General features: G+C 66.3%; 27 protein-coding genes. 10 read left to right on the plus strand and 17 right to left on the minus strand.

The features are described 5' to 3' along the window. Window positions 1–134 precede the first annotated feature (134 nt). From IBX18_RS28430 to IBX18_RS28440, 3 genes are read left to right on the plus strand one after another with little or no spacing between them, the layout of a single operon-like run. On the plus strand, window positions 135–656 hold the full coding sequence (locus IBX18_RS28430; protein ID WP_194836576.1) for a 2Fe-2S iron-sulfur cluster-binding protein: 522 nt from the start codon (window positions 135–137) through the stop codon (window positions 654–656). After that, entirely contained in the window at window positions 653–1660 is a 1008-nt protein-coding gene (locus IBX18_RS28435) for a xanthine dehydrogenase family protein subunit M (RefSeq protein WP_194836577.1), read from the plus strand. The genes IBX18_RS28430 and IBX18_RS28435 overlap by 4 nt, the downstream gene beginning before the upstream one ends. Next, entirely contained in the window at window positions 1660–3750 is a 2091-nt protein-coding gene (locus IBX18_RS28440; protein WP_194836578.1) for a xanthine dehydrogenase family protein molybdopterin-binding subunit, read from the plus strand. Before IBX18_RS28435 ends, IBX18_RS28440 begins: the two co-directional genes overlap by 1 nt. Before the next feature lie 61 nt (window positions 3751–3811). Here IBX18_RS28440 and IBX18_RS28445 read toward each other — a convergent pair whose 3' ends face one another. From IBX18_RS28445 to IBX18_RS28470, 6 genes are all read right to left on the minus strand, one after another. Next, the gene (locus IBX18_RS28445) at window positions 3812–3958 is read right to left on the minus strand and encodes a hypothetical protein (RefSeq protein ID WP_194836579.1); all 147 of its coding nucleotides are present in this window, start codon (window positions 3956–3958) and stop codon (window positions 3812–3814) included. Beyond that, the gene (locus tag IBX18_RS28450; RefSeq protein ID WP_194836580.1) at window positions 3955–4782 is read right to left on the minus strand and encodes a hypothetical protein; all 828 of its coding nucleotides are present in this window, start codon (window positions 4780–4782) and stop codon (window positions 3955–3957) included. Before IBX18_RS28450 ends, IBX18_RS28445 begins: the two co-directional genes overlap by 4 nt. Before the next feature lie 65 nt (window positions 4783–4847). Further along, the gene (locus tag IBX18_RS28455) at window positions 4848–5462 is read right to left on the minus strand and encodes a DNA-binding response regulator (RefSeq protein WP_194836581.1); all 615 of its coding nucleotides are present in this window, start codon (window positions 5460–5462) and stop codon (window positions 4848–4850) included. Further along, the gene (locus IBX18_RS28460; protein ID WP_194836582.1) at window positions 5459–6661 is read right to left on the minus strand and encodes a sensor histidine kinase; all 1203 of its coding nucleotides are present in this window, start codon (window positions 6659–6661) and stop codon (window positions 5459–5461) included. Before IBX18_RS28460 ends, IBX18_RS28455 begins: the two co-directional genes overlap by 4 nt. Further along, window positions 6601–7416, minus strand: a complete 816-nt coding sequence (locus IBX18_RS28465; RefSeq protein ID WP_194836583.1) for an ABC transporter permease — start codon at window positions 7414–7416, stop codon at window positions 6601–6603. The genes IBX18_RS28460 and IBX18_RS28465 overlap by 61 nt, the downstream gene beginning before the upstream one ends. Beyond that, window positions 7413–8399, minus strand: coding sequence for an ABC transporter ATP-binding protein (locus IBX18_RS28470; protein ID WP_194836584.1), 987 nt, complete (start codon window positions 8397–8399; stop codon window positions 7413–7415). Before IBX18_RS28470 ends, IBX18_RS28465 begins: the two co-directional genes overlap by 4 nt. A gap of 259 nt (window positions 8400–8658) precedes the next feature. Between IBX18_RS28470 and IBX18_RS28475 the strand changes: the two genes are divergently transcribed. Together IBX18_RS28475 and IBX18_RS28480 are read left to right on the plus strand one after the other, a co-directional pair. After that, a complete protein-coding gene (locus IBX18_RS28475) occupies window positions 8659–8907 on the plus strand; it encodes a hypothetical protein (protein ID WP_194836585.1) in 249 nt (82 codons plus the stop codon). Between the two features lie 153 nt (window positions 8908–9060). Beyond that, a complete protein-coding gene (locus IBX18_RS28480; protein ID WP_194836586.1) occupies window positions 9061–10245 on the plus strand; it encodes a serine hydrolase in 1185 nt (394 codons plus the stop codon). 22 nt (window positions 10246–10267) lie between these two features. On the opposite strand, the gene IBX18_RS28485 is transcribed toward IBX18_RS28480, so the two are convergent. The 4 genes from IBX18_RS28485 to IBX18_RS28500 all read right to left on the minus strand — a co-directional run bounded on the left by IBX18_RS28485 (window position 10268) and on the right by IBX18_RS28500 (window position 13554). After that, the gene (locus tag IBX18_RS28485; RefSeq protein ID WP_194836587.1) at window positions 10268–11191 is read right to left on the minus strand and encodes a helix-turn-helix transcriptional regulator; all 924 of its coding nucleotides are present in this window, start codon (window positions 11189–11191) and stop codon (window positions 10268–10270) included. 234 nt (window positions 11192–11425) lie between these two features. Next, window positions 11426–11929, minus strand: a complete 504-nt coding sequence (locus IBX18_RS28490) for a hypothetical protein (RefSeq protein ID WP_107655771.1) — start codon at window positions 11927–11929, stop codon at window positions 11426–11428. Between the two features lie 126 nt (window positions 11930–12055). Further along, a complete protein-coding gene (locus IBX18_RS28495; RefSeq protein WP_194836588.1) occupies window positions 12056–12436 on the minus strand; it encodes a PLDc N-terminal domain-containing protein in 381 nt (126 codons plus the stop codon). 209 nt (window positions 12437–12645) lie between these two features. Then, the gene (locus IBX18_RS28500) at window positions 12646–13554 is read right to left on the minus strand and encodes a hypothetical protein (protein ID WP_194836589.1); all 909 of its coding nucleotides are present in this window, start codon (window positions 13552–13554) and stop codon (window positions 12646–12648) included. Window positions 13555–13727: 173 nt separating this feature from the next. Here IBX18_RS28500 and IBX18_RS28505 point away from each other — a divergent pair, with 173 nt between their 5' ends. After that, window positions 13728–16091 (plus strand): hypothetical protein, encoded by a 2364-nt coding sequence (locus IBX18_RS28505; RefSeq protein WP_194836590.1) that lies wholly within the window; start codon window positions 13728–13730, stop codon window positions 16089–16091. A gap of 53 nt (window positions 16092–16144) precedes the next feature. Here IBX18_RS28505 and IBX18_RS28510 read toward each other — a convergent pair whose 3' ends face one another. Beyond that, window positions 16145–16906: an SDR family NAD(P)-dependent oxidoreductase gene (locus tag IBX18_RS28510; protein WP_194836591.1), complete on the minus strand. Its 762-nt coding sequence runs from the start codon at window positions 16904–16906 to the stop codon at window positions 16145–16147. A gap of 370 nt (window positions 16907–17276) precedes the next feature. On the opposite strand from IBX18_RS28510, the gene IBX18_RS28515 reads away from it, so the two are divergent. Next, window positions 17277–17828 (plus strand): hypothetical protein, encoded by a 552-nt coding sequence (locus IBX18_RS28515; RefSeq protein ID WP_194836592.1) that lies wholly within the window; start codon window positions 17277–17279, stop codon window positions 17826–17828. A 152-nt stretch (window positions 17829–17980) separates the two neighbouring features. Further along, window positions 17981–18178, plus strand: coding sequence for a hypothetical protein (locus IBX18_RS28520; protein WP_194836593.1), 198 nt, complete (start codon window positions 17981–17983; stop codon window positions 18176–18178). A 22-nt stretch (window positions 18179–18200) separates the two neighbouring features. On the opposite strand, the gene IBX18_RS28525 is transcribed toward IBX18_RS28520, so the two are convergent. Both IBX18_RS28525 and IBX18_RS28530 read right to left on the minus strand, forming a co-directional pair. Further along, window positions 18201–18911, minus strand: a complete 711-nt coding sequence (locus IBX18_RS28525) for a hypothetical protein (RefSeq protein WP_194836594.1) — start codon at window positions 18909–18911, stop codon at window positions 18201–18203. 183 nt (window positions 18912–19094) lie between these two features. After that, on the minus strand, window positions 19095–19493 hold the full coding sequence (locus IBX18_RS28530; RefSeq protein WP_194836595.1) for a nuclear transport factor 2 family protein: 399 nt from the start codon (window positions 19491–19493) through the stop codon (window positions 19095–19097). A 90-nt stretch (window positions 19494–19583) separates the two neighbouring features. Here IBX18_RS28530 and IBX18_RS28535 point away from each other — a divergent pair, with 90 nt between their 5' ends. Beyond that, window positions 19584–20030 (plus strand): MarR family winged helix-turn-helix transcriptional regulator, encoded by a 447-nt coding sequence (locus IBX18_RS28535; protein ID WP_194836596.1) that lies wholly within the window; start codon window positions 19584–19586, stop codon window positions 20028–20030. Between the two features lie 138 nt (window positions 20031–20168). On the opposite strand, the gene IBX18_RS28540 is transcribed toward IBX18_RS28535, so the two are convergent. From IBX18_RS28540 to IBX18_RS28550, 3 genes are read right to left on the minus strand one after another with little or no spacing between them, the layout of a single operon-like run. Then, window positions 20169–20963, minus strand: a complete 795-nt coding sequence (locus IBX18_RS28540; protein WP_194836597.1) for a hypothetical protein — start codon at window positions 20961–20963, stop codon at window positions 20169–20171. 22 nt (window positions 20964–20985) lie between these two features. Beyond that, entirely contained in the window at window positions 20986–21186 is a 201-nt protein-coding gene (locus IBX18_RS28545; protein ID WP_194836598.1) for a hypothetical protein, read from the minus strand. Next, complete coding sequence (locus tag IBX18_RS28550; RefSeq protein WP_194836599.1) at window positions 21183–22091, minus strand: helix-turn-helix transcriptional regulator; 909 nt, start codon at window positions 22089–22091, stop codon at window positions 21183–21185. The genes IBX18_RS28545 and IBX18_RS28550 overlap by 4 nt, the downstream gene beginning before the upstream one ends. A gap of 166 nt (window positions 22092–22257) precedes the next feature. On the opposite strand from IBX18_RS28550, the gene IBX18_RS28555 reads away from it, so the two are divergent. Further along, window positions 22258–22482 (plus strand): hypothetical protein, encoded by a 225-nt coding sequence (locus IBX18_RS28555; RefSeq protein WP_194836600.1) that lies wholly within the window; start codon window positions 22258–22260, stop codon window positions 22480–22482. A gap of 20 nt (window positions 22483–22502) precedes the next feature. Here IBX18_RS28555 and IBX18_RS28560 read toward each other — a convergent pair whose 3' ends face one another. After that, complete coding sequence (locus IBX18_RS28560) at window positions 22503–23147, minus strand: TMEM175 family protein (RefSeq protein WP_194836601.1); 645 nt, start codon at window positions 23145–23147, stop codon at window positions 22503–22505. Window positions 23148–23178: the final 31 nt, after the last annotated feature.

A 23178-nucleotide genomic window follows, 5' to 3' on the forward strand; every position in this document is an offset into this window, starting at 1 on the left:
TCGACGCAGATCAGCGGGTCGCCGGGCCAGCCGCGGCGACGCACGACCGGCCTGCCCCGATGCAGGCCGGTGGGCAACCGAGTCCGACGCCCACCGAACTGATTAAGCGGTTCCCGCGGGGATATCCCGCGATCATGGAACCTGCCAGGAGCCATTCGGAGATCCACCTAGAAGTCGACGGTGTGCGCCACGCATTGGGGGTCGACAACCGCACCACCCTGCTGGATGCGTTGCGCGAGAATCTCGGCGTGACCGCACCGAAGAAGGGTTGTGATCACGGTCAGTGCGGGTCGTGCACGGTGCTGCTGGACGGTCGCCGCGCCACTACCTGCTTGACCTTCGCGGTCGCCCAGGACGGTGCTTCCGTCGTCACGGCGGCCGGACTCGCGACCGATGACGATCTGCACCCCGTCCAGCAGGCCTTCGTCGAGCAGGACGGCTTCCAGTGCGGGTATTGCACGCCCGGCCAAGTGTGTTCGGCGGTCGGCATGCTCGACGAGGTGGCGGCCGGGCAACCCAGTTTCGTCACCGAGGACCTCGACGCGGAGCCGGCCCTGACCGACACCGAGATCCGGGAACGGATGAGCGGGAATCTGTGCCGATGCGCCGCCTATCCGAACATTCTTGCGGCGATCCGGCAGGCGGCGTCCGCATGATCCCCTTCGAATATCGGCGGGCCGGCACCGTCGAGGACGCGGTCGCGGCGGTCGCGGACCGGCCCGAGGCGGTGTTTCTCGCGGGTGGCACGAATCTGGTCGACCACATGAAGCTCGGTGTGGCCGCGCCGTCGCTGCTGGTCGACATCGGGCACCTGCCGCTGAGCGAGATCACCGAACTGCCGGACGGCGGCCTGCGGATCGGGGCGGGTGTGCGCAACACCGATCTGGCGGTGCACCCGCTGGTTCGTTCTCGGTTCCCCGCGCTGTCGCGCGCCTTACTGTCGGGTGCGTCGGGGCAGCTGCGGAACCTGGCGACCACTGGCGGAAATCTGTTGCAGCGGACCAGATGCGTGTATTTCCAAGACGTCACTACGCCGTGCAACAAACGCGAACCGGGTTCCGGTTGCGCCGCGATCGGCGGCTATGTCCGCTACCACGCGATCCTGGGTGCGTCGGAACACTGTGTGGCCGTTCATCCTTCGGACATGGCGGTGGCGATGTCCGCGCTGGACGCGAAGGTGGTGGTGACGGGCGGCAACGGCGAATCACGGATACCGCTCACCGAATTCCATCGCCTGCCCGGCGATCGCCCCGAACTCGACACAGTCCTCACTCACGGCCAGCTCATCACCGCCGTCGAGTTACCCGCCCCACCCACCGGCGCACGTTCGACCTACCGGAAGGTACGCGACCGGGCCTCGTACGCCTTCGCCCTTGTATCGGTCGCCGCCGAGCTGACCCGCACCGATAACGGGGAAATCGCCTCTGCCCGTGTCGCATTCGGCGGTATCGCGCACAAGCCGTGGCGAGCCCGCGAGGCCGAGGCGGTTCTCCAGGGCTCCCCCGCGACCGAGGAAACCTTCGAGGCGGCCGCCGAGTCCGAACTAGCCCAGGCAAAACCATTGGAAGGCAACGAATTCAAGGTCGAGCTGGCCCGCCGCGCACTGGTCGCGACGCTGCGGTCACTCACCGAACCCACCACCGCAGAGCAGGTGCGCTGATGACTCTCATCGAAGCCGCCGCGATGGGCACCTCGCCCACTCGCCTCGACGGCCCCGCGAAAGTCACCGGCACCGCTCCGTATGCGTTCGAACATCAGGTGGACCAGCCGACGTATCTCCATCCGGTGCAAGCGACCATCGCGCGCGGGCAAGTGAGCGCCATGGATATCACCGCGGCCACCCGGCTCGACGGAGTCGTCGCCGTGCTCACCGTCTTCGACGCGCCGAAACTGGCGGACACCTCCGATGGCGAACTGACCATCCTGCAGGACAACGACGTTCACTTCCGCGGGCAGCTGATCGGCGCGGTGATCGCCGAGACGCCCGAAATCGCCAGGCACGCCGCAGCTTTGGTCGAGGTGACCTATCAGCGCCAGCAAGCCGAGGTCGAATTCCGCGGCGACCGCAAGGATCTGTACGCACCGGAGGAAGTCAGCTCGTCGTTTCCGACGGACACCGACGTCGGCGACCTCGATGCGGCACTGGCCGCCGCCGAGGTGACCATCGACCAGACCTACACCACCCCGATCGAACACAACAACCCGTTGGAACCGCATGCGTGCATCGCCATCTGGCAGGAAGGCGACGACGGACCTCAGGTCACCCTCTACGACTCCACCCAGGGCGTGCATACCGTCCGCACCACCCTCGCACCGCTGTTCGGACTGGAGCCGCAGCAACTGCGCGTGATCGCGCCACACGTCGGCGGTGGCTTCGGCTCCAAGGGCGCCCCGCATGCCCACAACGTCCTCGCACTGCTCGCCGCGCAACGCAGCGGCGGACGACCGGTCAAACTGGCGCTCACCCGCCAGCAGATGTTCGCGCTGGTCGGTTACCGAACCCCGACGATCCAGCGCATCCGGCTCGGCGCGGACAAGAACGGAAAACTGACCGCACTCGCGCACGACGTCATCGAACAGACCTCGCGCGTCAAGGAATTCGCCGAGCAAACCGCGGTGTCGTCGCGAATGATGTACCGAGTCTCGAACCGCCGCACCTCCCACCGGCTCGCCCCCCTCGACGTGGCCGTGCCGTTCTGGATGCGCGCGCCCGGTGAGGCGCCCGGCATGTTCGCCGCCGAGGTCGCGATGGACGAACTCGCCGTCGCCTGCGCGATCGACCCGATCGAACTGCGGATTCGCAACGAGCCCGATACCGACCCGGAGTCGGGCAAACCGTGGTCCGGCCGCCACCTGATCGAATGCCTGCGTCGCGGTGCCGCCGAGTTCGATTGGGCCGCACGCGATCCCGCACCGGGCGTCCGCCGCAGCGGCGAGTGGCTCATCGGCACCGGCGTCGCCGCGTCGACCTATCCCGCGACCGAATCACCGGGCAACGCGGCCCGCATCGAGTTCACCGCGGACGAGAGCTACCTCGTCCAGATCGGCGCCGCCGACATCGGCACCGGCACCTGGACCTCGCTCACCCAGATCGCCGCCGACGCCCTCGGCTGTGCCACCGACTCGATCCGGCTACAGATCGGCGACACCGACCTGCCCGCCGCGTCGGTCGCAGGCGGCTCCTCCGGCATCACCTCGTGGGGCACCGCGATCGTCACCGCCGCACGAGCTTTCCGCGCCAAACACGGCACCACCCCCGCCCCGGGTGCTGACGTCACCGTCGAGGCCGCCGAGAACCCCGACACCGACCGCTTCGCCACGCACTCCTTCGGCGCCCAATTCGCCGAAACCTGGGTGAACCGGGACACCGGCGAAATCCGCGTACCCAGAATGCTCGGCGTCTTCTCGATCGGCCGCGCCATCAACCCCCGCATGCTGCGCTCCCAACTCATCGGCGGCATGACCTGGGGCCTCTCCATGGCCCTGCACGAGGAAAGCGTCCGCGACCCCCGCTACGGCCACATAGTCACCCAAGACCTCGCCACCTACCACGTCAGCTCCCACGCCGACATTGGCAACATCGAAGCCCGCTGGCTCGACGAACCCGACCCCCACACCAACCCCATGGGCTCCCGCGGCGCAGGCGAAATCGGCATAGTAGGCGCCGCCGCCGCAATAGCCAACGCCATCCACCACGCCACCGGCACCCGCCCCCGCACCCTCCCCATCACCCCCGACCACCTGCTGTAGGAGTTCTGATAGCAGCCCAAACGAACCGGCACTACCCGACGGCGTCGCGGAAAACGCTGCGCTAGCGGTCTTTCTTGCTGGTCTTCGGCTGACTGGGAGTGACCTTCGGGCGGGCCGGCATCTGCTTGGTCTGCCCACCCGACTGAAAGACCGACTGCCGTCCCTCGGTGGCGGCGGCCTGCTCCTCGCCTCGCTTCAGACGGATCATGACGGCTCTCCTTGGTTGAGCTCAGCGGTGAAGTAGTGCTTGCGAGCGATCCACCGAAAACCTTCGTGCAAGTTGATGGAGGCTACCTCGACCGGTCCTCCCACTGTATCGGGCCCGAGCTTGAAACGACTGAAGCCGGCCGTGATTTGCACCATGAAACGCGCCAGCGCGATCGCGTCCGGCAACGGCATCCCCGCCGGCACCGGATCCATCGCCTGCGCGGACAGAATCTTGGCGATCTCGGGGTGCGAGGCCACGTCGATCTTGCTCTTCAGCGCAGCTTCGAGACGAGCGTCGTAACCGTTGAACAACCGCTCGACCGCGGCTGGTTTGGCATAGGCGCGGAACCCGGTCTCGTTCGTATCCAACTCGAGTACCGGTATCGGATGCATCGTCGTGTCGTGGAATTTCAGCAGCCACGCTTCGGCCTGGTCCGAGCCTGCGGAGTACCCGGCGATCAGGTATCCCATCTCTCCCGGTATCCGCGACAACGCAGCCTCACGAGCTGCGGTGGCGAACATTTCCGCTGCCCGGAGCGCGATCTGTTCGACCGTGTAACTGTCGACGTCGACCTGCCAATTGAGGTAGCCAGGGTCTCGCCCCATCAGCCGCAGCCGACGCGTTTTGGACAACGTCGAGATACTCGCCGGGCCGATATGACCCAGGCCCCACGTCATCGCTGCGACGGGTAGCGCCCGATGCAGATTGAAGATCTTGTCGGCGTTGTTGTAGACCTGCTCACCCACGGGGTGCGCCAAAGTGGTCGCCGAGTCGGTGGAGAGGACGATGCCATCGAAGACTTTGACCCACACTGCCACTGTCACCGCGACAGTCTAGGAGCTGCGGAGGCGCTATAAGCCGTTGCCATGCAGGGAGTTTCAGCCGCTGGCTAAATCCAGCCTTTCTCACGGGCTTTGAGGGCTGCTTCGTATCGGTTCGCGACACCCAGCTTCGCCATTGCCGAGGAGAGGTAGTTGCGGGTGGTGCCAGGTGAGAGGTGGGCGCGTCTGGCGATGTCTTCGACGGAGGCGCCGTCGATGGCGTATTCGAGGACGTCGGCTTCGCGGGCGGTGAGGACGGTGTCGCCTGCGCTGATGGCTTCGGCGGCCAGTTCGGGGTCGACGTAGCGGCCGCCGTTGTGGACGGTGCGGATCACTTCGGCGAGAGTGGCGGCCGAGGCGGTCTTGGGCAGGAAGCCGCGCACGCCTGCGGCGAGAGCGCGTTTGAGATAGCCGGGCCTGCCGTGGCTGGTGACGATCAAAGTGCCTGCGCCGGGGGTGAGTTGCTGGAGTGCCACGGCGGTTTCGATACCGTCCATGCCGGGCATCTGCAGGTCGATGACGGCGACTGCGAGCGGCTCGTCGACGCGGCGCCGCCACGCCGCGACGAGTTCCTCGCCGGAGCCGACGTGGTCGACCACCTCGATGTCGGCTTCGAGGCCGAGCATGGTCGCCATGGCGGCTCGGATGAGCGTTTCGTCATCGGCCAGGAACACGGGAATCATTTGTTCTCCCAGTGGATTTCGAGGATGAACTCGTCGGATGACGCGCGGGCGTCGAGGGACGCACCGAGGGGCGCGAGCCGCTCGGCGAGACCACGCAACCCGGACCGCTCGCCCGCCGGACCGTGCGGGCAGTCGTTGCGCAACGACATCCCCGCGTCACCGAGCGTGAGAACCGCCGAGGTCGCCGCCGAGTGTTCGACGATATTCGTCGTGCCCTCCCGCACCACCCACGCGGCGACCTCATGGAACCGCGCAGGCACCTTGGCCGGATCGCCCTCGACAACGAGCCGACACCCCACCGCCGACAGCAGCGAACGCGCCCCAGCGACCTCCGTCATCAGGTCGATCCCCCGGTAGCCGCGAACCAATTCGCGCATCTGCCCCATCGATTCGACGGCGAGCGTCTTGACCTCGTCCATCTCGACAGCCGCGCGGTCGGCGTCCCCGGACCGCGACAACACCGCTGCCAGTTCACTTTTCACCGCGATCGCCGAGAACCCGCGACCGACGATGTCGTGCAGGTCCCGCGCGAAACGCAGTCGCTCCTCGGCCACCTGTAATTCGGCTTCGACCCCTTTCGTACGGTCCAGCTCTTCGACGACCCGCAGACCCCACAGGGTGAGCAACGTCGTGCCCAGGACGAAGCCGCCGAAAACGAAGGTCACCGCAACCGTGCTCAGCACCGTCGACGGCGACGTACCGAACCCGAGCCCGGTGGCGATGCTGAGTCCGAGCATGGCCCAACCTTTGTGCCGGAAGAACGGCACGACGGCGAACATGGCGAGTATCACGGCATAAATGCCGGTCAGCCGCGCTTGGCCGACGGTCGACGCACTGGTGGCCGTCCTGGCGACCACGACACCGGCGAGCCACACCACCGCAAGTGTCACGACGGCGGCGGGCAGCGCCCATCGACGTAGCGCCGCTCCCGACGACGACCTGGCGAACTCGGGTTGCACCTCGACCGCGACGACGGCGGCGATCCCGCCGACCACGATCCCGACCGTCGACCACGACAAGCCCGCGGTGACCGCCATGACGACGATCACCGTGGCGAGTCCCAGTTGCAGCGCGACCCGGCTGTAGACCCGGAACTTGGCCGGGCCCGACAGCCGGTGCCACCAGGCGGTCAGGCCGCTCAACCGCGGTCGTCCCAGCGGAAGCTCTTGCGGGTCAGCGCGAACGCCAGGACGGTCCATAGCGCCAGTGTGGCAAACGGGCGGCCGAGTTCGGGGAAGGTGCCGGCGAAGTCGAGCGCCACGTCGGTGCCGGCGGCGGTGGCGTGCCGCCCGGACGCGCCCAGCGAGACGAGGTCGGAGATGGCCGCGAAGGGTGTCCAGTCGGCGAGGTCGCCCAAGCGGCCGGGTAGCACCTTCCGGATGGACGCGAGGCCGAGCATCGCGACCGTCATCACCGGTAGTGAGGTGATCTGGGCGGCCTCAGCGTTTTTGGTCACCGCACTGGTCGCGAGCGCGAGCAGGGAGAACAGCACGATTCCGCCGACCAGAGCAACCACTATCGCCAACGGGTTGACCGGGGCGGGCGCACCCGTGCCGTAAACCACCGCCGCGACCACGAGCACGGAGGCCACAGTCACCAGCGCACCGGGCACGGCGGGCGCGGTCTGGATCTGCCAGTCGGCGGCCTCGCCGGTGCGCAGCCGTTTCAGCACGCCCTCGCTGCGACGCGTGGTGACCATGGACAACACCGAGTAGTACTGCACGAACAGCAGCGCGACCAACGCGATCAGCTCGAACGTCATCGCCGCGGTGGCGGTCGTGGGTGCGGTGTCTTTGGTGGCGATGAAGTACATGGCCAGCGAGATGCCGATCGGAAAGAACAGCGCCATGTAGACCAGCGTCTTGTTCCGCCGGAACTGCAGGTACTCGGCCTTGGCGAGCGCGGCGAGCGGGCGGCGGCGAAAGGTGGTGGCAGGTTGCACGAGGGTGGTCATCGGGTGGCTCCGATCAATTCGGGGGTGGTCGTCGGCGCGGCGACCGGCTCGTTGGCGACATCGAGGAAGACCGACTCCAGGGAGGCGGCACGGGCTTCGAGCCCGCCCAGTTGCAGACCGTGCTCGCGCGCCCAGCCCAGCAGTTCGAACAAATGCCCTTGCAGGTCATAGGTGTCGACGGTGACGCGGGCCTGCGCGTCGATCCGCGCGTCCCGCAGCTGCGGCAGCGGCAGGCCGGGATGGTCGAACACGATCCGCGCCGGATGGCCGTCGACGATCTCGCGCAGCGTGCCGGTGCGCGCGACCTCGCCCTTGTGCATGATCATGATCCGGTCGGCCAGTGCTTCTGCCTCATCCAGGTAGTGCGTCGTGAGCACCATGGTCACGCCCGACGCCTTGAGGTCGGCGAGCAATCGCCAAGTGCCACGGCGACTTTCCGGATCGAGGCCGGTGGTCGGCTCGTCGAGGAAGAGCAGCCGAGGCTGACCGAGCAGGGCACACGCCATATCGACCCGGCGCTGCTCACCACCCGACAGCGAACCGACCCGAACGTCGGCCCGATCGGCTAGATCCACTTGTGCCAGAACGATATCGGCGGTCGTCGGGTCGGTACACGTCCCGCGCCACATCTCCAGCGTTTCGCGAACGGTCAGCTCGGCGGGCAGCCCACCGGACTGCAACATGATGCCGACCTGCGCGCGGACCTGTGCGCGGTCCCGGCGCGGGTCGAGGCCGAAAACCTCTACGGCACCGGCCGATGGCGCGGCAAGCCCTTCCAGCATGTCGAGCGTCGACGTCTTACCGGCACCGTTCGTGCCGAGCAATGCGAACACCTCCCCCTCGGCGACCCGCAGGTCTACCCCTTTGACCGCCTCGAAGGCGTCCTTGCCGTGCCCGTAGGTCCGGCGCAGGCCCTGTGCGGTGATGACGTCGTGAATCGGTTGACCGCCGCGGTTCAGCGGGTTGCGATGTGCACTGTTCATGCTTCTACGATCACGAACTTCGGTCTCGGTCAGTAGTAAGCGCAGTCATCGAATCCCGATGAGTTACCGCATGGATCGGCCATGACAAAAGTCATCACGGCGGGAGTCCGGTGTCCGCAGTCGCCGTGATGGATCCGGACAACTCGACGTGCGTACATCCACCCGAAACATATTGCGGCCGAACACTATTCGTCACGGTCTACGATGGATAAGGGCGGCCTCGCCGATCTGCCCCACGACCCGAACGGAGACCGGTCTCATGTCGGACACGAACAAGCGCAACCTCGTCTACTTCGAAAATCCGTCCATGCGCGGCCTGTACGACGCCATGGAAGAGTGGCAGGCGGCCACCGACCGCCGCCTACTGTCCATCAGCGTCCAGCAGGATCGCGACAACTACTGCGCCATCGCCCTCACCAACCCCACCGAGGTCGTGATCACCAGCGCCGACGGAAACAACCACGCGAACGTCAGCCGGTTCGGCACGCTAGCCGTGGACGGAGTCTGACCGGCACTCCGGCACTGGAACAACTACGTCGCCGCTGGTACCGCCCTCACCGGGGTGGTGCCAGCACTACCAGGAAGACGGGGGGCTGCCAGCTGACGATGACCTGCCTATCTCTCATAGCGTGACTGGAGTCCGCAGCAGAGAGGAAGCACCTTGCGCACCAAGGTAAGTCATCGTTCGTTCGGTACCGTGGCGGTAGCCGGGGCATTGGTCGCCCTCATGGCGACGTCGTGCGATGCCACGGAGACCGTTCGAGCCGAGCCCGCCGCCGAGGCCGGGCAGCGGGCACAGGTCACCGAGGCCTTGAACCAATTGATCACCGGCGACCGCCTGCCCGGGGCGCAGATCGTGGTCACCGATCGGAGCGGGGTCTGGACGGGGACGGCGGGAGCCGGCGATCTCGCACAGGGCACCCCCTTCCAGGACGACGCGCGAGTGCGGATCGGCAGCAACACCAAAACCTACGTGGCGACGGTCATGCTGCAATTGGTGGCCGAGGGCAAGGTCGAGTTGGACGCGCCGGTGGAACGGTATCTCCCGGGCGTCGTGCAGGGGCCGGGCATCGACGGGAATCGGATCACGGTCCGAAATCTGTTGCAGCACACCAGCGGACTGCCGGAATACGCGGCCGAGTTCGGGGCGCCGCTGAAGCCGGGGCAGATCGCCTCGCCCTCCGAGGATGTGCGTTGGGGGACAAAGGATATCGCCGAGATCGTGCGCAACGTGCTGACCGCGCCCGCCGATTTCGAACCCGGCGCCCAGTGGGCGTACTCCAACACCAACTACGCACTGGCGGGGATGATCATCGAGAAGATCACCGGAGAGTCGGTCGGCGCGGCGATCACCCATCGCATCATCGAGCCACTCGGCCTGCACGACACCTACTTTCCGGAACCCGACGAAACCGAGATCCGCGGTCCCCATCCCGTCGGCTACCTCCAGTCGGGCGGCGAGCTGGTCGATTACACCCGCCAGAACGTGTCGTACGCCGGTGCGGCGGGCGCGATGGTCGCGACCGGCGCGGACCTCAACCGGTTCTTCGTCGCACTGCTCGACGGCGAACTGCTGCCGCCTGCTCAGCTGGCCGAAATGAAACAGACTGTCCCCCTGCCGGTTCCGGGAAACCAAGGTTATGGACTCGGCCTCATGTATCGCCAGTTGCCCTGCGGCGCAGACAGTTGGGGCCACGGCGGCGACATCGACGGCTTCGAGACCCGCGGCGGTGTCACCGGCGATGGGCGCGCGGTCACGGTGACCGTCAACCAGGTGCCGGAGTCAGCGGAAGCCACGCGCAACGTCAATCGGGTTGTCGACACCGCGCTCTGCGCCACGCCGTGACATCCGACCGATCAGGCGGAGATTACAACCGCGCGGCCTCGGCGCTCATCAGCGCACGCGACTCTTCCGGCGTCTCCGCCTGCACGGCCAACCGGTCCATCACTTCGCGATAGAAGTGGAGATCCTCCCGGCGATCCAGGTAGAGCGCGGTCGTCAGCTGTTCCAGGTAGACGATGTCGGGCAGTTCGCGCTCGGCGAAGCGCAGCATCGTGAACGAGCTGCCCGCCGCCGCGTGCGCACCGGACCGGTAGGACAGCACCTGGATTGTCACACTGGGCCTGGTCGACATCTCCACGAGATGCTCGATCTGCTCGCGCTGCACCCTCGTCCCGCCGACCGGGCGGTGCAGCACGGCCTCGTCCAGTACCGCCCACAGCATCGGGCCGCTCTCCGAATCCAGGATTCGCTGGCGCTTGGTACGCAGTTCCACCCGTCGGGCGGAGTCGACGTCGATGTGCGAGCGCTGACTGCCCTGTGCGGCCTGGGCGTTCTCGTGGCCCACCGCGACGAGGGCGGTGGCGTAGTCCTCGGTCTGCAGCAACCCGGGAACGAGTTGGCCCTCGAACGTTCTGATCGTGCGCGCCGCGCCTTCCAGACCGATATAGGTCTCGAACCATTGCGGCAGCAGATCGTTGTATCGGTGCCACCAGCCCGGCTCGTTGGCCTTGCGCGCCAGATCCAAGAACGTCGCCCGCTTCTCGGGATCGGTGACCCCGTACAGGCTCAGCAGATCGACGATGTCGCGTTCCTTGAAGCCGGTCCGCCCGAGTTCGAGCCGGCTGATCTTGGCGTATGAGCCCCGGATGTGCTCGCCCGCGACCTGCGGCGTGATGCCGCAAGCCTCACGCAACTTGCGCAGCTGCCCGCCGACCGCGATCCGCAGTGCGGTCGGACCGCGGTCGGCGACACTTGGCTCGACGCCGACCCAGCCGGGCTGTCCGACCATAAGCTTCTACTCCGATACTGGGAGACCTTCGACGGGAACCATCCAACGTCGCATCGTTGACTTCACCGCGTCTGCTTTTGATGGTATCGCGCTGATACGACAGATTAATCTAACTTCTGACGGACCCGTCGGATATCGGGGTCGGCAACTGGCCCCAGGTCGGTGTTTTTGGCGCGTCGAGACCCCCGGCACGGCTCAGTGCTCGTGCGGCGCAATGATCGCGCAAGCCGCGCGCTAGGTGAATTGCGAGGTCGTGATCACGCCTTCGACACCCGCAGGCTGCGTCACCCTGGTCGGCAGCGACGGCACCGCATTGTTGCTGTAGCGGTGTTTCACGATCGCCGCCGCGGAATCCTCGCCCGGCTCGGGATGCCACGGCCGGGCGGACAGCTTTTCCAGCACACAGATCAGCAGCATCTGCCGGGTGCGGGTGACCGGATGGCAGTTCGTCGCCGGCTGGCCGTAGCCCTCACCGCCGCGATCTTCCGGCGAAACGGTCTCGGTGAGTACCCAGTACAGCTCCGGCCCGAGCAGGACCGACTCCCCCCTGCTGTCGTTGAACCAGCGGACCGAGTACTCGATCAGCAGGTCCGCGATCGGCCCGCTCTGCTGCAGGGCATCGACGAAGCGCGGCAATCCCCCACTACCTTCGGCGTTGCGCTGGATGAGCGTCGCGATCTTGTCGGCGACCTCGCGTAGCTGGGTGATGTCATGGTCCGGCCACTGCGGCAGGGTCATAATTCTCCTAAGACGTACGGCGGCGGTATTGCGAGTCCCGGTTCGACCCATGCCCCGTCAGGCGCCAAGAATTCAGCATTCATGCGCCGGTTGTCAATGGCGCATCAATAGCTGTTTGTCGGCCGCCTAGCGCTGTTCGCCCTGCTCACGCCGCCGATCCTCGTCGCTCTGCCGTTCGGCTTCCTGCCGACGGGCTTCGGCCCGCTGCTGTTCGGCCCGCTCCCGCAATTTCTGCAGAAACGCCTCGTCAGCCGCCGGATCCTGCGCGACATAACGGCCGGGCCGGTCGTACTCGGTGTAGCCGGTCGTCGAGCGCGGACGCGACTCGTGCAGCGGGCGACCCACGAACAACCAGAGCAGCGCGCCGACAGTGGGCAGCAGGATGACGACGATCAGCCAGCCCAGTTTGGGCAGGTGCCGAATGCCCGCGTCGGGGCAGGTGATGATGTCGATCAGACAGTAGATCCACAGCGCGAGCGTCAGCAGACCCAGAATCGCGTAGGGCATCGGTACCTCCTCGTACGCCAGCCGACGACCTGTCCGTGCGGTGATTCGCGGCGAATCTCCCCCAACCGGCCCGGGCACGCACTACCCGAAACTGGCACATCTCAATAGAACTCGGCGGCACGATCAAACCCCCGTGGCCGCGACATCGCACCCTATCGGACAACCGAACAGTTCTCCACCCGAGTTTCCAGCACACCGGCGGGCGTTGGTCAGGCTCCTTTGCGGAGGTGCGCGGTGATCAACTGGCCGGTCTCCGGCTGGACGGCACCTTCCCCTGCCGGGAGGCCGAGGGCGGCCGAGAGGTCTCGGCCGTAGAGGTCCACGGCGGACTCGGCCAGTGCGCAGAATCTGTCGATGGCGGCGCGGCCGCGGCGGCCACCTACCAGCGCGATGGTCGTCGCGAGCACGGCCGACGGCCACCACCACACGGCAAGCAGCAGGTACGGAATCGACCATGCCGCAAGGCGAGTGGCGGCGTCGTAGCGGGCCCGCGCGGAACGGAGCTCGCTTCGCGTCTCGCTCGGGACGATGAGCCACAGCCGTGGCCAGGCGGAGTCGAGGTCCAGGCCGTAGTGGTGCAGCACGCGGTTGTCGGTGGAGCGGATGCGATCGCCGATCCAGGTGGGGTGGCGCGGTTCGGTCAGCGATATCCGGTTCCGTACGGCGTTCAGGCGCGCGGTGTCCTCGGTGCCGAGGAAACCCGGCGGGCGTTGGCCTGCTTGACCGCGGGCGGTGTTGCGCCAGGCCAGGTCCAGGGCGCGGCCCGCGGCGATCCAGCGCCGCGCCCGCCAGCGGGTGAGCAGTCTGCCGAAGCCACGCAGCGGGGCGGGCCACAGCTGCGACCACAGTTGGTGGGTCACTCCGGCGAGCATCTGCACCACCAGACCGCATCCCATGGCGGCCACCAGCACGGCGATCGCGGTCAACAGTACGATCCCGGGTGTCTGCGCGCCGGGATGCCGGGCGAGCGTGTCCAGTTCGCGAACCAGTACGGGCAGTTCGTACCAACGGCGGTGGCCGAGCGCGGTGCCCGCTCCGGCCAGTGTCACGAAGAGCAGTCCGGTGGGCACCGTTGCGAGCAAAGCCTGAGTTTCCGGTCCGTCGCCGGTGCTCGACATGGCGCCTCCAAGAATCGCGTGTAGCCAATCGGCCTCGGCTACCTGCTGTCGCCAATTAGCCTCAACGACATCACGTTTGAAGGTACAGCCGAACCCGGGCCGCCGTCGCGGTTCGAACAGCACCTCTAGACAGTGGGTGAAAGACCTTGCGCGACAACGCGAACAGACCGGACATGGACAACTTACGCACCGCCATGGAACTCGCGCCCGGGCAACTCGGTGACGAACTGCGCACGATCGCGAACGGACCGCCCGGTCCCGACCTCGATGCGCTGCTGGCGATCTGGGATGGGCAGCCGCTGAATATCACCGGCACCGAGCACGGTCGGGCGTTGAGCGAGTTCAACGCACTCATCTGTGGCGACCCGCAGGTCCATCTGCATATCTGTGCGCCCATGCGCGATACGAGCGGGCATTCGGCGATCACCGAAGCGGCAAAGCTGTTCGCGCAATACGAACAGACCGGTCGGCTGAAGCTGCTCGAACGAGCCGCGGATGTGTTCGCCACACCGCTGTGTGCGACGGCGCAGCCCGAACTCCGTAGCGCGGCGGAAAACGGCTTAGGCCTCACCGAGTGGGCGCGATTCGAACGGTTCGGTGCCCGCGACGATATCGATCATGCGATCGAATTGTTCCGTCTGGCCTTGGATCACGCGCCGGCGGGCCATTCGATGCTGCCCGCGCTCTCGGCGAACTTGGCGGGTGCACTGTTGGCCCGGTGGCGCTGTGTCGGCGAGCCGGTCGACCTCGACGACGGCATCCACGCCGGCCGGGCCGCGCTGCAGGGCACGCCCGCCGACCACGAGCTCCGCGGGTCTCGGCTCAACTCGCTGGCCGGTGCGTTGCTCGGCAAAGCCGTCGCGACCGGTGATGTTTCGATACTGCGGGAATCGGTCGAGTTACTTCGAGCAGCCCGCGCGCACGGCGAACGTAGCGGGGCGCCCGTGCCGGGAGCCGCATCCGCCCTCGCCGATGCGCTACGGTTGCAACATATTTGGGGAGACGCCGACGCCGATGTATTGGACGAGGCGACCTTGCTGGCGAAGCAAGCGGTGGCGGAGCTGCCGCACGGTATCCGAGCCAGGTCTCATCCGCTGTGGGCGCGGTACCACATCAACCTGGCGTTAGTACTCCTGCAACGGTTTCGGGAGTGCTCCGATCCAACAGATCTCGCGGAGGCTGCCACCGCGATGCGGCGGGCCCGCATCACCTCGCGGGCGAATGCCCATCCGGCGGAGCGACGCCTCGTTCATGCCGAGGTCGAACGCGCCCGCTTCCTGCACCGCTGGGGTATTCCGGACAATCAACTGGAGCAACACCGGCCGGCCGATGATCTGCCCCGGCGCGCGCACCGAGAGTTGAAGCGGCTCAGGTATTTCGCCGAACGAGCCGCAGCAGCCGCACCGGCCGGTCACGTGCTGCATTCGCGTGCTCGGGCGACAGTCGCGGCGGCGTATTCGCTGCGGGCCGCGCTGACCGGTTCCGCCGCCGACGATGCCACGCGCCGATGGCAGCAGATCGCGGGCGATTCGACCGTCTCGGTGCCCGAACGGGTCGCTGCCGCACGACAATTGACCATCCCCGGCGCTACCGTCTCGGCTGCCACCAGCAGGCTCCTGCACCAAACATTCGACATGGCGGTAGACCTCTTACCTCAGTTCGCCTCACGCACTCTGCCGATGACTGACCGCGCGCGATTACTCGCCGACTTCACCGGCCTGACCCGTGACGCGGCCGCGTGCGCGCTCCGCGTCGGTCCACCCGACCCGAAGCATGCGCTGCGAATACTGGAGCACGGCCACGGCATACTGCACCGCCACGGCACTGAACTCGCGAAGCGCGAACCCCGGCTGGCCCAACGCTTCGACGAGCTCAGCCACGTGCTGAATCAACCTCAAACAGCGGGCTTTTCCGCGCCACAGCTCTTCATCAGGGCTTCGCCCGGAGCACCCACCGGCGAACAACGCCGGCACGCCGCACAGGAATGGCATCGACTGATCGACGAAATCCGCCAGGTACCGGGACTTCACACCTTCCTCGAACCCCCTGATGTCTCTGAATTGCTCTCCGCAGCACCACAAACGGGCTCCATCATTGTCGTGAACGTCAGCGGACTCGGCTCGGACGCCTTGATCATCGAGCACGCCGCCCTACGCACGATCGCACTCCCCGACTTATCGGAGACAGAACTGACCGCCCGCACCGCCCAATTTCGCACCGCCATAACCAATTCCACCGACCCCCGCCTGACAACCGCCGAACAATCAGCAGCGCAGCAATCGATCACCGAGACCCTCAGCTGGTTATGGACAGTGCTGTCCGAGCCCATCCTGCATGAGCTAGGCCTACTCGCCGCTCCCCCACCCGAGCCCCAACACCTCCCCCACCTGTGGTGGATCCCCACCGGCCCACTCACCCATCTCCCCCTCGATGCGGCAGGCCACCCCGGCGCCAACGTCCGCAGCCGAGCCGCCTCGTCCTACGCCACAACCGTCAGCGAGCTGATCCACCCCACGGGTGAAACCCGGACTGTCTGAACACCGGTCATGATCAGTCCGCCTCCCGTGCAGGTGCGGCGGTGCGGGATCGGCTACCACGGAACCGGGCCGTCTTCGCTGAAGAATCCACCGGTAGTTCCGTCCGCGCCGAGTGTGGCCATGCGCACCAGAATCGCGGCACCTTGCTGCACGGTGAGAAAGCCCGTGTGGTTGTTGCTGTCGGTGTCCACGTAACCGGGGGCCACGGCATTGACCAGGATGCCGTCCTTGCGCAGTTCGTTGGCGTAGTTGACGGTAAGCGAAAGCAGAGCGGACTTGGAGGGCGAGTACGCAGCCGACGGCAGCAGCGCCGCGAATGGCCCATCCGGGTCGCTGAACAACGTGAGCGACGCGGCGTGGCTCGCGACATTGACTATGCGCGGTGCCGATGACCGGCGGAGCAGCGGCAGCATGGCATTGGTCACCGCGATCACGCCGAAGACATTGGTTTCGAAGACCTTTCGCACCATACCGAGATCGACGGTGCTGGGAATCTGGTCGACGGCATCGGCAGGATCGACCTGGCCCGAACCGCTGATACCCGCGTTGTTGATCAGTACGTCGAGGTGCCCGAAACGCTCCGCTATCCACTGCGCCGCCGCGTGAACCGTCGCCGCATCGGTGACGTCCACGGTGAGCGCGTGCGCTGTGCCGCCCGCTGCGCGTATCGCCGCCGCGGCCTCCGCACCGCGTTGCGGATCCCTGGCACCGACCAGCACTGTCATTCCCAGCGTGGCAAGCTGCTGGGCCGCCGCTCGGCCGATCCCCTTGTTCGCCCCGGTAACCAATGCGATCGCGTGCTCTCGAGTATTCATGGTTTCGTCCTGACTCGTGTTGTGTGCTGAACAAACACAAGATGCCGACCCGAGCAGGTCTGTGACAGCGCAGCGGCGTGGCGCGGCTCACACTGGAATCGCCTGTGGCGCAAACTGCGCACCAAGCGATAATCGGCACCCGCAGCATGAGGTCCGCTGAGCTGATCACGAAACAGATGACAGCTCAACGAGATCGGGTATGGCGGACTACGCCGATAGGCTGGCGTTGCGTTCGGCTGCTGGAGCCGAATACGGAGTGCACGAGTTAGGCCGGCCGTTGGCGAAGCAGACGACTGACGCGACGATTCCTGAGCGGAGTCGGCGAGGGGGCGCGACGGACAGGGTGCCGCGCCGACGGCGGATCGTCTGGGTGCTCACGGTCGCCGCGCCGGCGACGACAGGCCTCGCGGCAGTGCCCGCGATCCACGTGTCGGACCGCTTCTATCGGTTTCAGGCAGTCCCGGTCTGGGTCCCGCTGGTGTGCTGGATCGCGACGGCGGCGCTGTTCGTCCGCGCACCGAGTATGGGTTGGCGCACGCGAACCTGGCTGGTGCCCGCCGCCGTCCTGGCGCTGGCGGCGGTGCCCCTATTACCACTGGCGATGTTGTACGTAGCCTTCGGTTCGGATGAAAAGAAGATCGTGGCCGTCGAGGTGAGCGCAGACGGTCGCCACGAAGCCGTCACCCACTACGTGAACGCCATGATCGACACCCTGTGCGCCGTCCGGCTGCGGGAGCGCGGCGGCCTCTTCAGCAGGCAGACCAGTGTGTGGACGGCGCCTGAAGGTCAGCGATGTCCGACGCGTGTGTCGTTCCCGGGAAACAACACGATCAGCATCATCGATGCGCGCGGCCGGGAAATCACGGCACACTTCGACGCCGACCGGATGCAGGTAGCGCAGCCGCTGCGACCGCCGTCGTGACTGATACTTGGTGGCCGGTTGCGTTGTGGCTCAGTCGATTCGGGTGTCGTGTGCCGCGCGGTTGGTGAGGACCTCGTCCATGTGCGTCTCGGCCCAGCCCTTGATCTCGCGGACTAATAATCCGCCGGAGCGACTGCCGTTAGGGTGGCGGAATGTCCGAGATCTACTTCGGCGGCGAGAGTGTCGCGTTCCTGACCGGGTTGACCGCGCTGCGGCGGGCCAAGGGCGTGCCGTTGGAGGAGGCGTTCGCGGACGCCGAATCGGCGTGGCGCGCGCTGGTTTCGAAGAACGGGTCCATGTCGATGGGGCGCGGTGAGTTGCTGGCGTTCTTGCGCGAGTTCGACAAATAGCTGACTCGCCCGCCCTGCGGCATTACGAAAGCTCTTGTCCCCCAGCGTCGAGCGGAGGACGTTTGTTGCGGGGAGGGGAGATCGGCTCCGAGCGATCTCCGAACAAGTAGTCGCGGAAGGCGCATAGATACTCGTCCAGTTCCTGTTGTTCGAGGAACCAGGCACCTGTCGGGTCGTACCACTCGCTGGGAGTCGGGCGCCGCGCGATCACATAGTCGAGAGCTTCGCGCACCATGGCCCCATGGGCCGGTTCCGCGGCCGATCTGTGGCGCTCCATCCAGGTAAGGCCTTGCCACTTCTGATCATCGAACTTGGGTTGGTGCATGTAGACCAGTGGCAGCAATAGGCTTTTGATATGCGGGATTTCGTCCCACCACGTGGGAGTTGTCCCGGTGACAGGCGTCGGAATGCCTGGGCGTTCGGCCGTCCGGTCGACCCCCCGAGGGCGCCATATCGGTCCGATCGAAAGGTTCCAGGGTGGGTACCAGACGCCGCGCCACACCGGAACTCCGAGATAGGGAGCGTGCACCGGAAGTGGCTCGGCCAGTGAGATGTCGGCCGTGACGCGGCGCACCGGGGGTAACTCCTTACCGGCGGGAAGGACATTTGCCAGCATCGACAAACAGTCCTGCACGTCGAAGCCGGTCACCCCGACGCCCTGGTCGAGCGCACTCCAGTAATCCGAGTCACGCTCCATGTCGAATTCGATCCAGAACCGCCGCACCGTGGACATCAACGATTCCTTCCCCCACGAACACCTACCGCCAACACTTGCTCAATAATGCCGACGCCGACCGGTTCCTACCACTCGATAATCGGATACCAGGGCCGACCCCGGCCAGTATCGGTCCAGGTGTGGAAAAAGCGGCTGCGGCGATCCTGGCCGATCGTCTCGCCGGCTGCGAGGTAGTTCCCATCACCGCGCGCTGCCGAGCCCACGATCCTCGGCTCCACCCGACAGCATCGTGGTGGTCTCGATGATCTGCCGGAAGCGGCCGTCGGCGGCGAGTTCGGCGAATACCAGCACCTCGAAGGCGACCTCGCTGCCATCGTTCTTCCGAAGATGGACCGAATGCCGGTCGGCGTAGCGGTCGCCGCAGATCAGTTCGTCGTGCACCTCGACGCGCCCCTCGGTGATCACACCGCGCAAATGGGTGATGTGCTCGACGAATTCGGCGTGGTCGCTCCAGACGCCGTCGGTGCGCTGGCGGTAGTCGCCGGTGAAGTGCCGCGCGAATGCGGTGTCGACATCGATCTGCCGATCGAACAGCAGGTCGTTGAGCGCGGTGGCGATGTCGGTGGTGGCGGCGGTCATGGTCGCTGTCTCCTTCAAGTATTTGCGTGCAGTGTGCACGCAGATTACGTTACCCGAGATACGTGCTCGATGCACGCTATTCTTGGTGACATGGCGGAACAGGGAACCGGCGCCCAGGTCGCCGCGGCGATCGCGGAATTGCTGCGCAGGCGAACCAGGGAAGGCATCTACGCCGAACTCACCGAGGGCTTGGACCCGGCGGTGGACACCACGACCTATCCGGTGCTCAGCGCGCTGGCCCGCTGGGGACCGCGCAGCGCGGCCGCGCTCGCCACCGAAATCGGACTGGATCGATCGGTGACCAGCCGCCATGCGACGCGCTTAGAGCAGGCCGAATTAGTCTGGCGCGCACCGGATCCCGACGATGCCCGCGCGACCCTGCTCGGCTTGACCGATCGCGGTGAACGGGCGGTCGAGGTGATGCGCGAGCGCCTTGCCGACCGCCTCGACCGGCACCTGGCCGACTGGCCCGAGGACCAGGCGCGTGCCTTCGCGGCCGCGCTGACCCGATTTGTCGGCGAAAAACCCTTCGGCTGATGCGAGTTCAACGCAGAGGGCTGATTGGGAGGACGGCGCCTGGAGCCGCACGAGCGGGTTTCTTCGCGCGCCAGCCCAGCTGAGCAGCCGTTGGTCGATCGATACGGGAAGTGCTGACTCGCTGATCGAATTGCCGCGTCAGCGCCACTGTTCGACGAAATAGTCGTCGTAGGGCCAGCAGTCGGTGCCGAGGTCGCGCAGCACACCATGGCGAAAACGCAAGAGGTCCAGTCGTTCTCGCGAGGTGAGGTCGTCGTCGGGAGGGCGGGGATCGTCTTTCCATTGGGCATCGGCGTTGTAGTGCAGTTCGCCGCCGACGTAGTAGTCACGGCGAAAGCTGGTGCGCCACTGGGAATTCGATCCCCAGTTGTGTGATAAGTCCTGCACGTCCCGGTAGCAGCGCCAGAAGGTGAAGTACATGCAGGATCGGGCGGCGGCTTGCTGGTCAAGGACTGCCGAGCCGGCCCGCACGGTGACGCCGGAACGGACCAGCAGCAAGTTTCCGACGAATGCGCCGGGCCAGTGTTGGTCGACGATCGTGGGTGGTTCGTGCGGGTCGTCGGACTCCACAACGTCGACGATTTCGTGGAAGAACGGGTGGAACTTCCCCTCGGTGATCGGGGTTGCTCCGGCCAATTCAGTGAACTCGGTCCAGGCGGACGGCGACGCCCCCGAGTACGCGGCCGCGAGATAGTGCGGTTGAAGCGGCACAAGAAGCATGTCCACCAAACGGTTCACCGCATACAGGCCCCAACGCTGTTCCGCGGGCAACTCCCGACGATGCCCGTCTCGCACACCGTATTCGTGGAGTTCGGCAATCATCCGCGGACGCTCGGCGAACCACGGCCCGAACTGCGCGGCACCCCAGCCCGCAGGCTCGTCCAGCAACGCCTCGAACAGCGCTCTCACTTCCCACAATTCGCTGTCGGACACCAGCCGAGCGTACAACTTGGCATCATTCGCGGTCCGCGCTCTGGCGTGCGCCGGTCAGCCCCGCGAAAACGGTGAGCAAGACCTGCACGGCTGTCGGCCAGTCGACCAGAAAGCCGACCGGCGCGGCGGTGGCCACGGCGGCGACGAGTTCCCGCCACGGCGGCATGGCCGGTGGCGGGCTCGGCTGTGGGTTGCGCTCTTCCTGCGGCGGGTGGGTGCTCACGCGGACTCCAGCAGCGTCTGAAGAAGTCGACCAGTCTCACTCTGTCTCGCGGAGTGCCGGGCGAGAGTTTCAGCGATATCGAGATAGCGGTCGATGTTATCCCGACCCTCCATGTACAGCGTGCTGCTCGGCTGCGAGATACACACGACATCCGGCAGCAGGGTCTCGGCGAAGCGCAGATAGACGAACGCGCTGTCCATGATCGCGGGCCCGAAGGCGGTCTCGTCCACGATCTGGATCACGATGTTCTCCTGCTGGATACACCGCGCCAGGTACTCCAGTTGGGCCCGCCAGACCGCGATACCGCCGATCTGCCTGCGTAATGCGCTCTCTTCGACCAGGATCCACAGGTAGGGCGGATGGTCGCGGTGCAGAATCTGCTGCCGCTGCAGGCGCACCTCCAACTGCTGGTCGATCTCGTGGACGGGGCGGGACGGATTCCGCAAACACAATGCTGCTCTTGCGTATTCGGGGGTTTGTAATAGGTCGGGGACGACCGCGGGTTCGTAGCAGCGGATCGTGCGCGCGGCCGCTTCGAGGCTGAGCAGTTCGAATCCCTTGGGGAGCGAGTCGCTGTCGCTGTGCCACCAGCCGGGGCGGTTGCCCAGTTGCACGAGCGACAGATACCGGTCGTGCTCCTCGGGGTCGGTGACGCCGTAGCAGTTCAACAATTCGACCACGTCGAGCCGGTTGAGGCCGACCATGCCGGATTCGATCCGACTGACCTTGGAGCCGTCCCGGTAGAGCTGCCTGCCGACCTCGTGCTGGGTGAGCCCCAATTCCTTACGCAACTGCTGGAGACGCAACCCCAACATCCGACGGAGCACCGTCGGCACATCGCTGATGTTGGTGCTCTCGCGGGTACTGATCGGCTCGATGTGTCCGACGCGCTGCTCTGCGTTCACGACATCGAGTCTGACATCAGAGGTATCAAAATGTGCTTGCAAATGTGCGTGCAAACGGTGGCGCGCGTGCGGGCGGCGGACCCGGTCGTCGACGCGGACAGCTCCGGTTCGACGGGTAGCGCAGAGGTTTTCGGTGCGGCGACGCTCGGCCGTAGGGTGAGGACTCGTGGAGTCAGACAGCAAGCTGGAGGACTTACGGTCAGTGCTCTCGTGCGTTTTCGAGAAGCTCGGTGCCGAAAGCCTCACCGAGCCCGATCGGGTCGAGTTGGTGACGCGCGCCGAGGTGGTTCAGGACCAGATCGACGCGATCGAGGACGTCGTGTGCGACGAGGAGCGCGTCCCCGTGCGGACTACGCATGAGCCGGAGCCTTCAGGTGATCGGTTGTTCTGAGGCGGCGCCGAGCCAGTGACTCAGTTGGCCGGGAAGGCCCCACGGACTCGGTCGATCAGGCGTCCGCCGAAAGCGGCCGACAATGGTGCGAGAAACCAGGCGTACCACACGTACGGAGTGAGCCAGGCGAGTGCGGCCGTGGCGAAGAAGACCGCGGCGACGGCGGCCGAAGCATCGGCGCTGGTGCGGAGGTCGGCAGCAACGATGTGTTCGGCCAGGGTGGATCGTCGTGCGGCCAGATCCCGCACCACACCCTCGCTGGCGAAGAGCAGCGCCGACGTCACAGCGAAGAGGCAGACGGCGAGCTTGTTGTCCGGAGCGTGCCCGAACACCGCCGTCGAATAGGGCAGGATCGCGACCAAAAGCAGCAGCGGCGCATGCCATGCGAGAGTGCGCCGATCCAGCAGCGCCACCCCCTCGATCAAGGTGTGATGGCGGCGCCACAGCGCCCACAGCAGGCAGAACGCGAGCAGGAACGCCACAAACGAAGCCCGTTCGTGCCAGAGGAATGCGGCCAGCGTGCCGGCATCGACGAGATCCTCGTCCTGCGGCCGCTTGATCTCGACGACGAGCAGGGTTATCGCGATGGCGAGCACAGCGTCGGCGAACGCGCCGATTCGGTGCGGTGAAAGGCCTGCACTCCGGCCGATGGCGTCATGATGCATGGGGGCCTCCTGGGTTGCGGCGCCGGTGGGT

The organism is Nocardia sp. XZ_19_369, from assembly GCF_015355715.1.
GTDB lineage: Bacteria > Actinomycetota > Actinomycetes > Mycobacteriales > Mycobacteriaceae > Nocardia.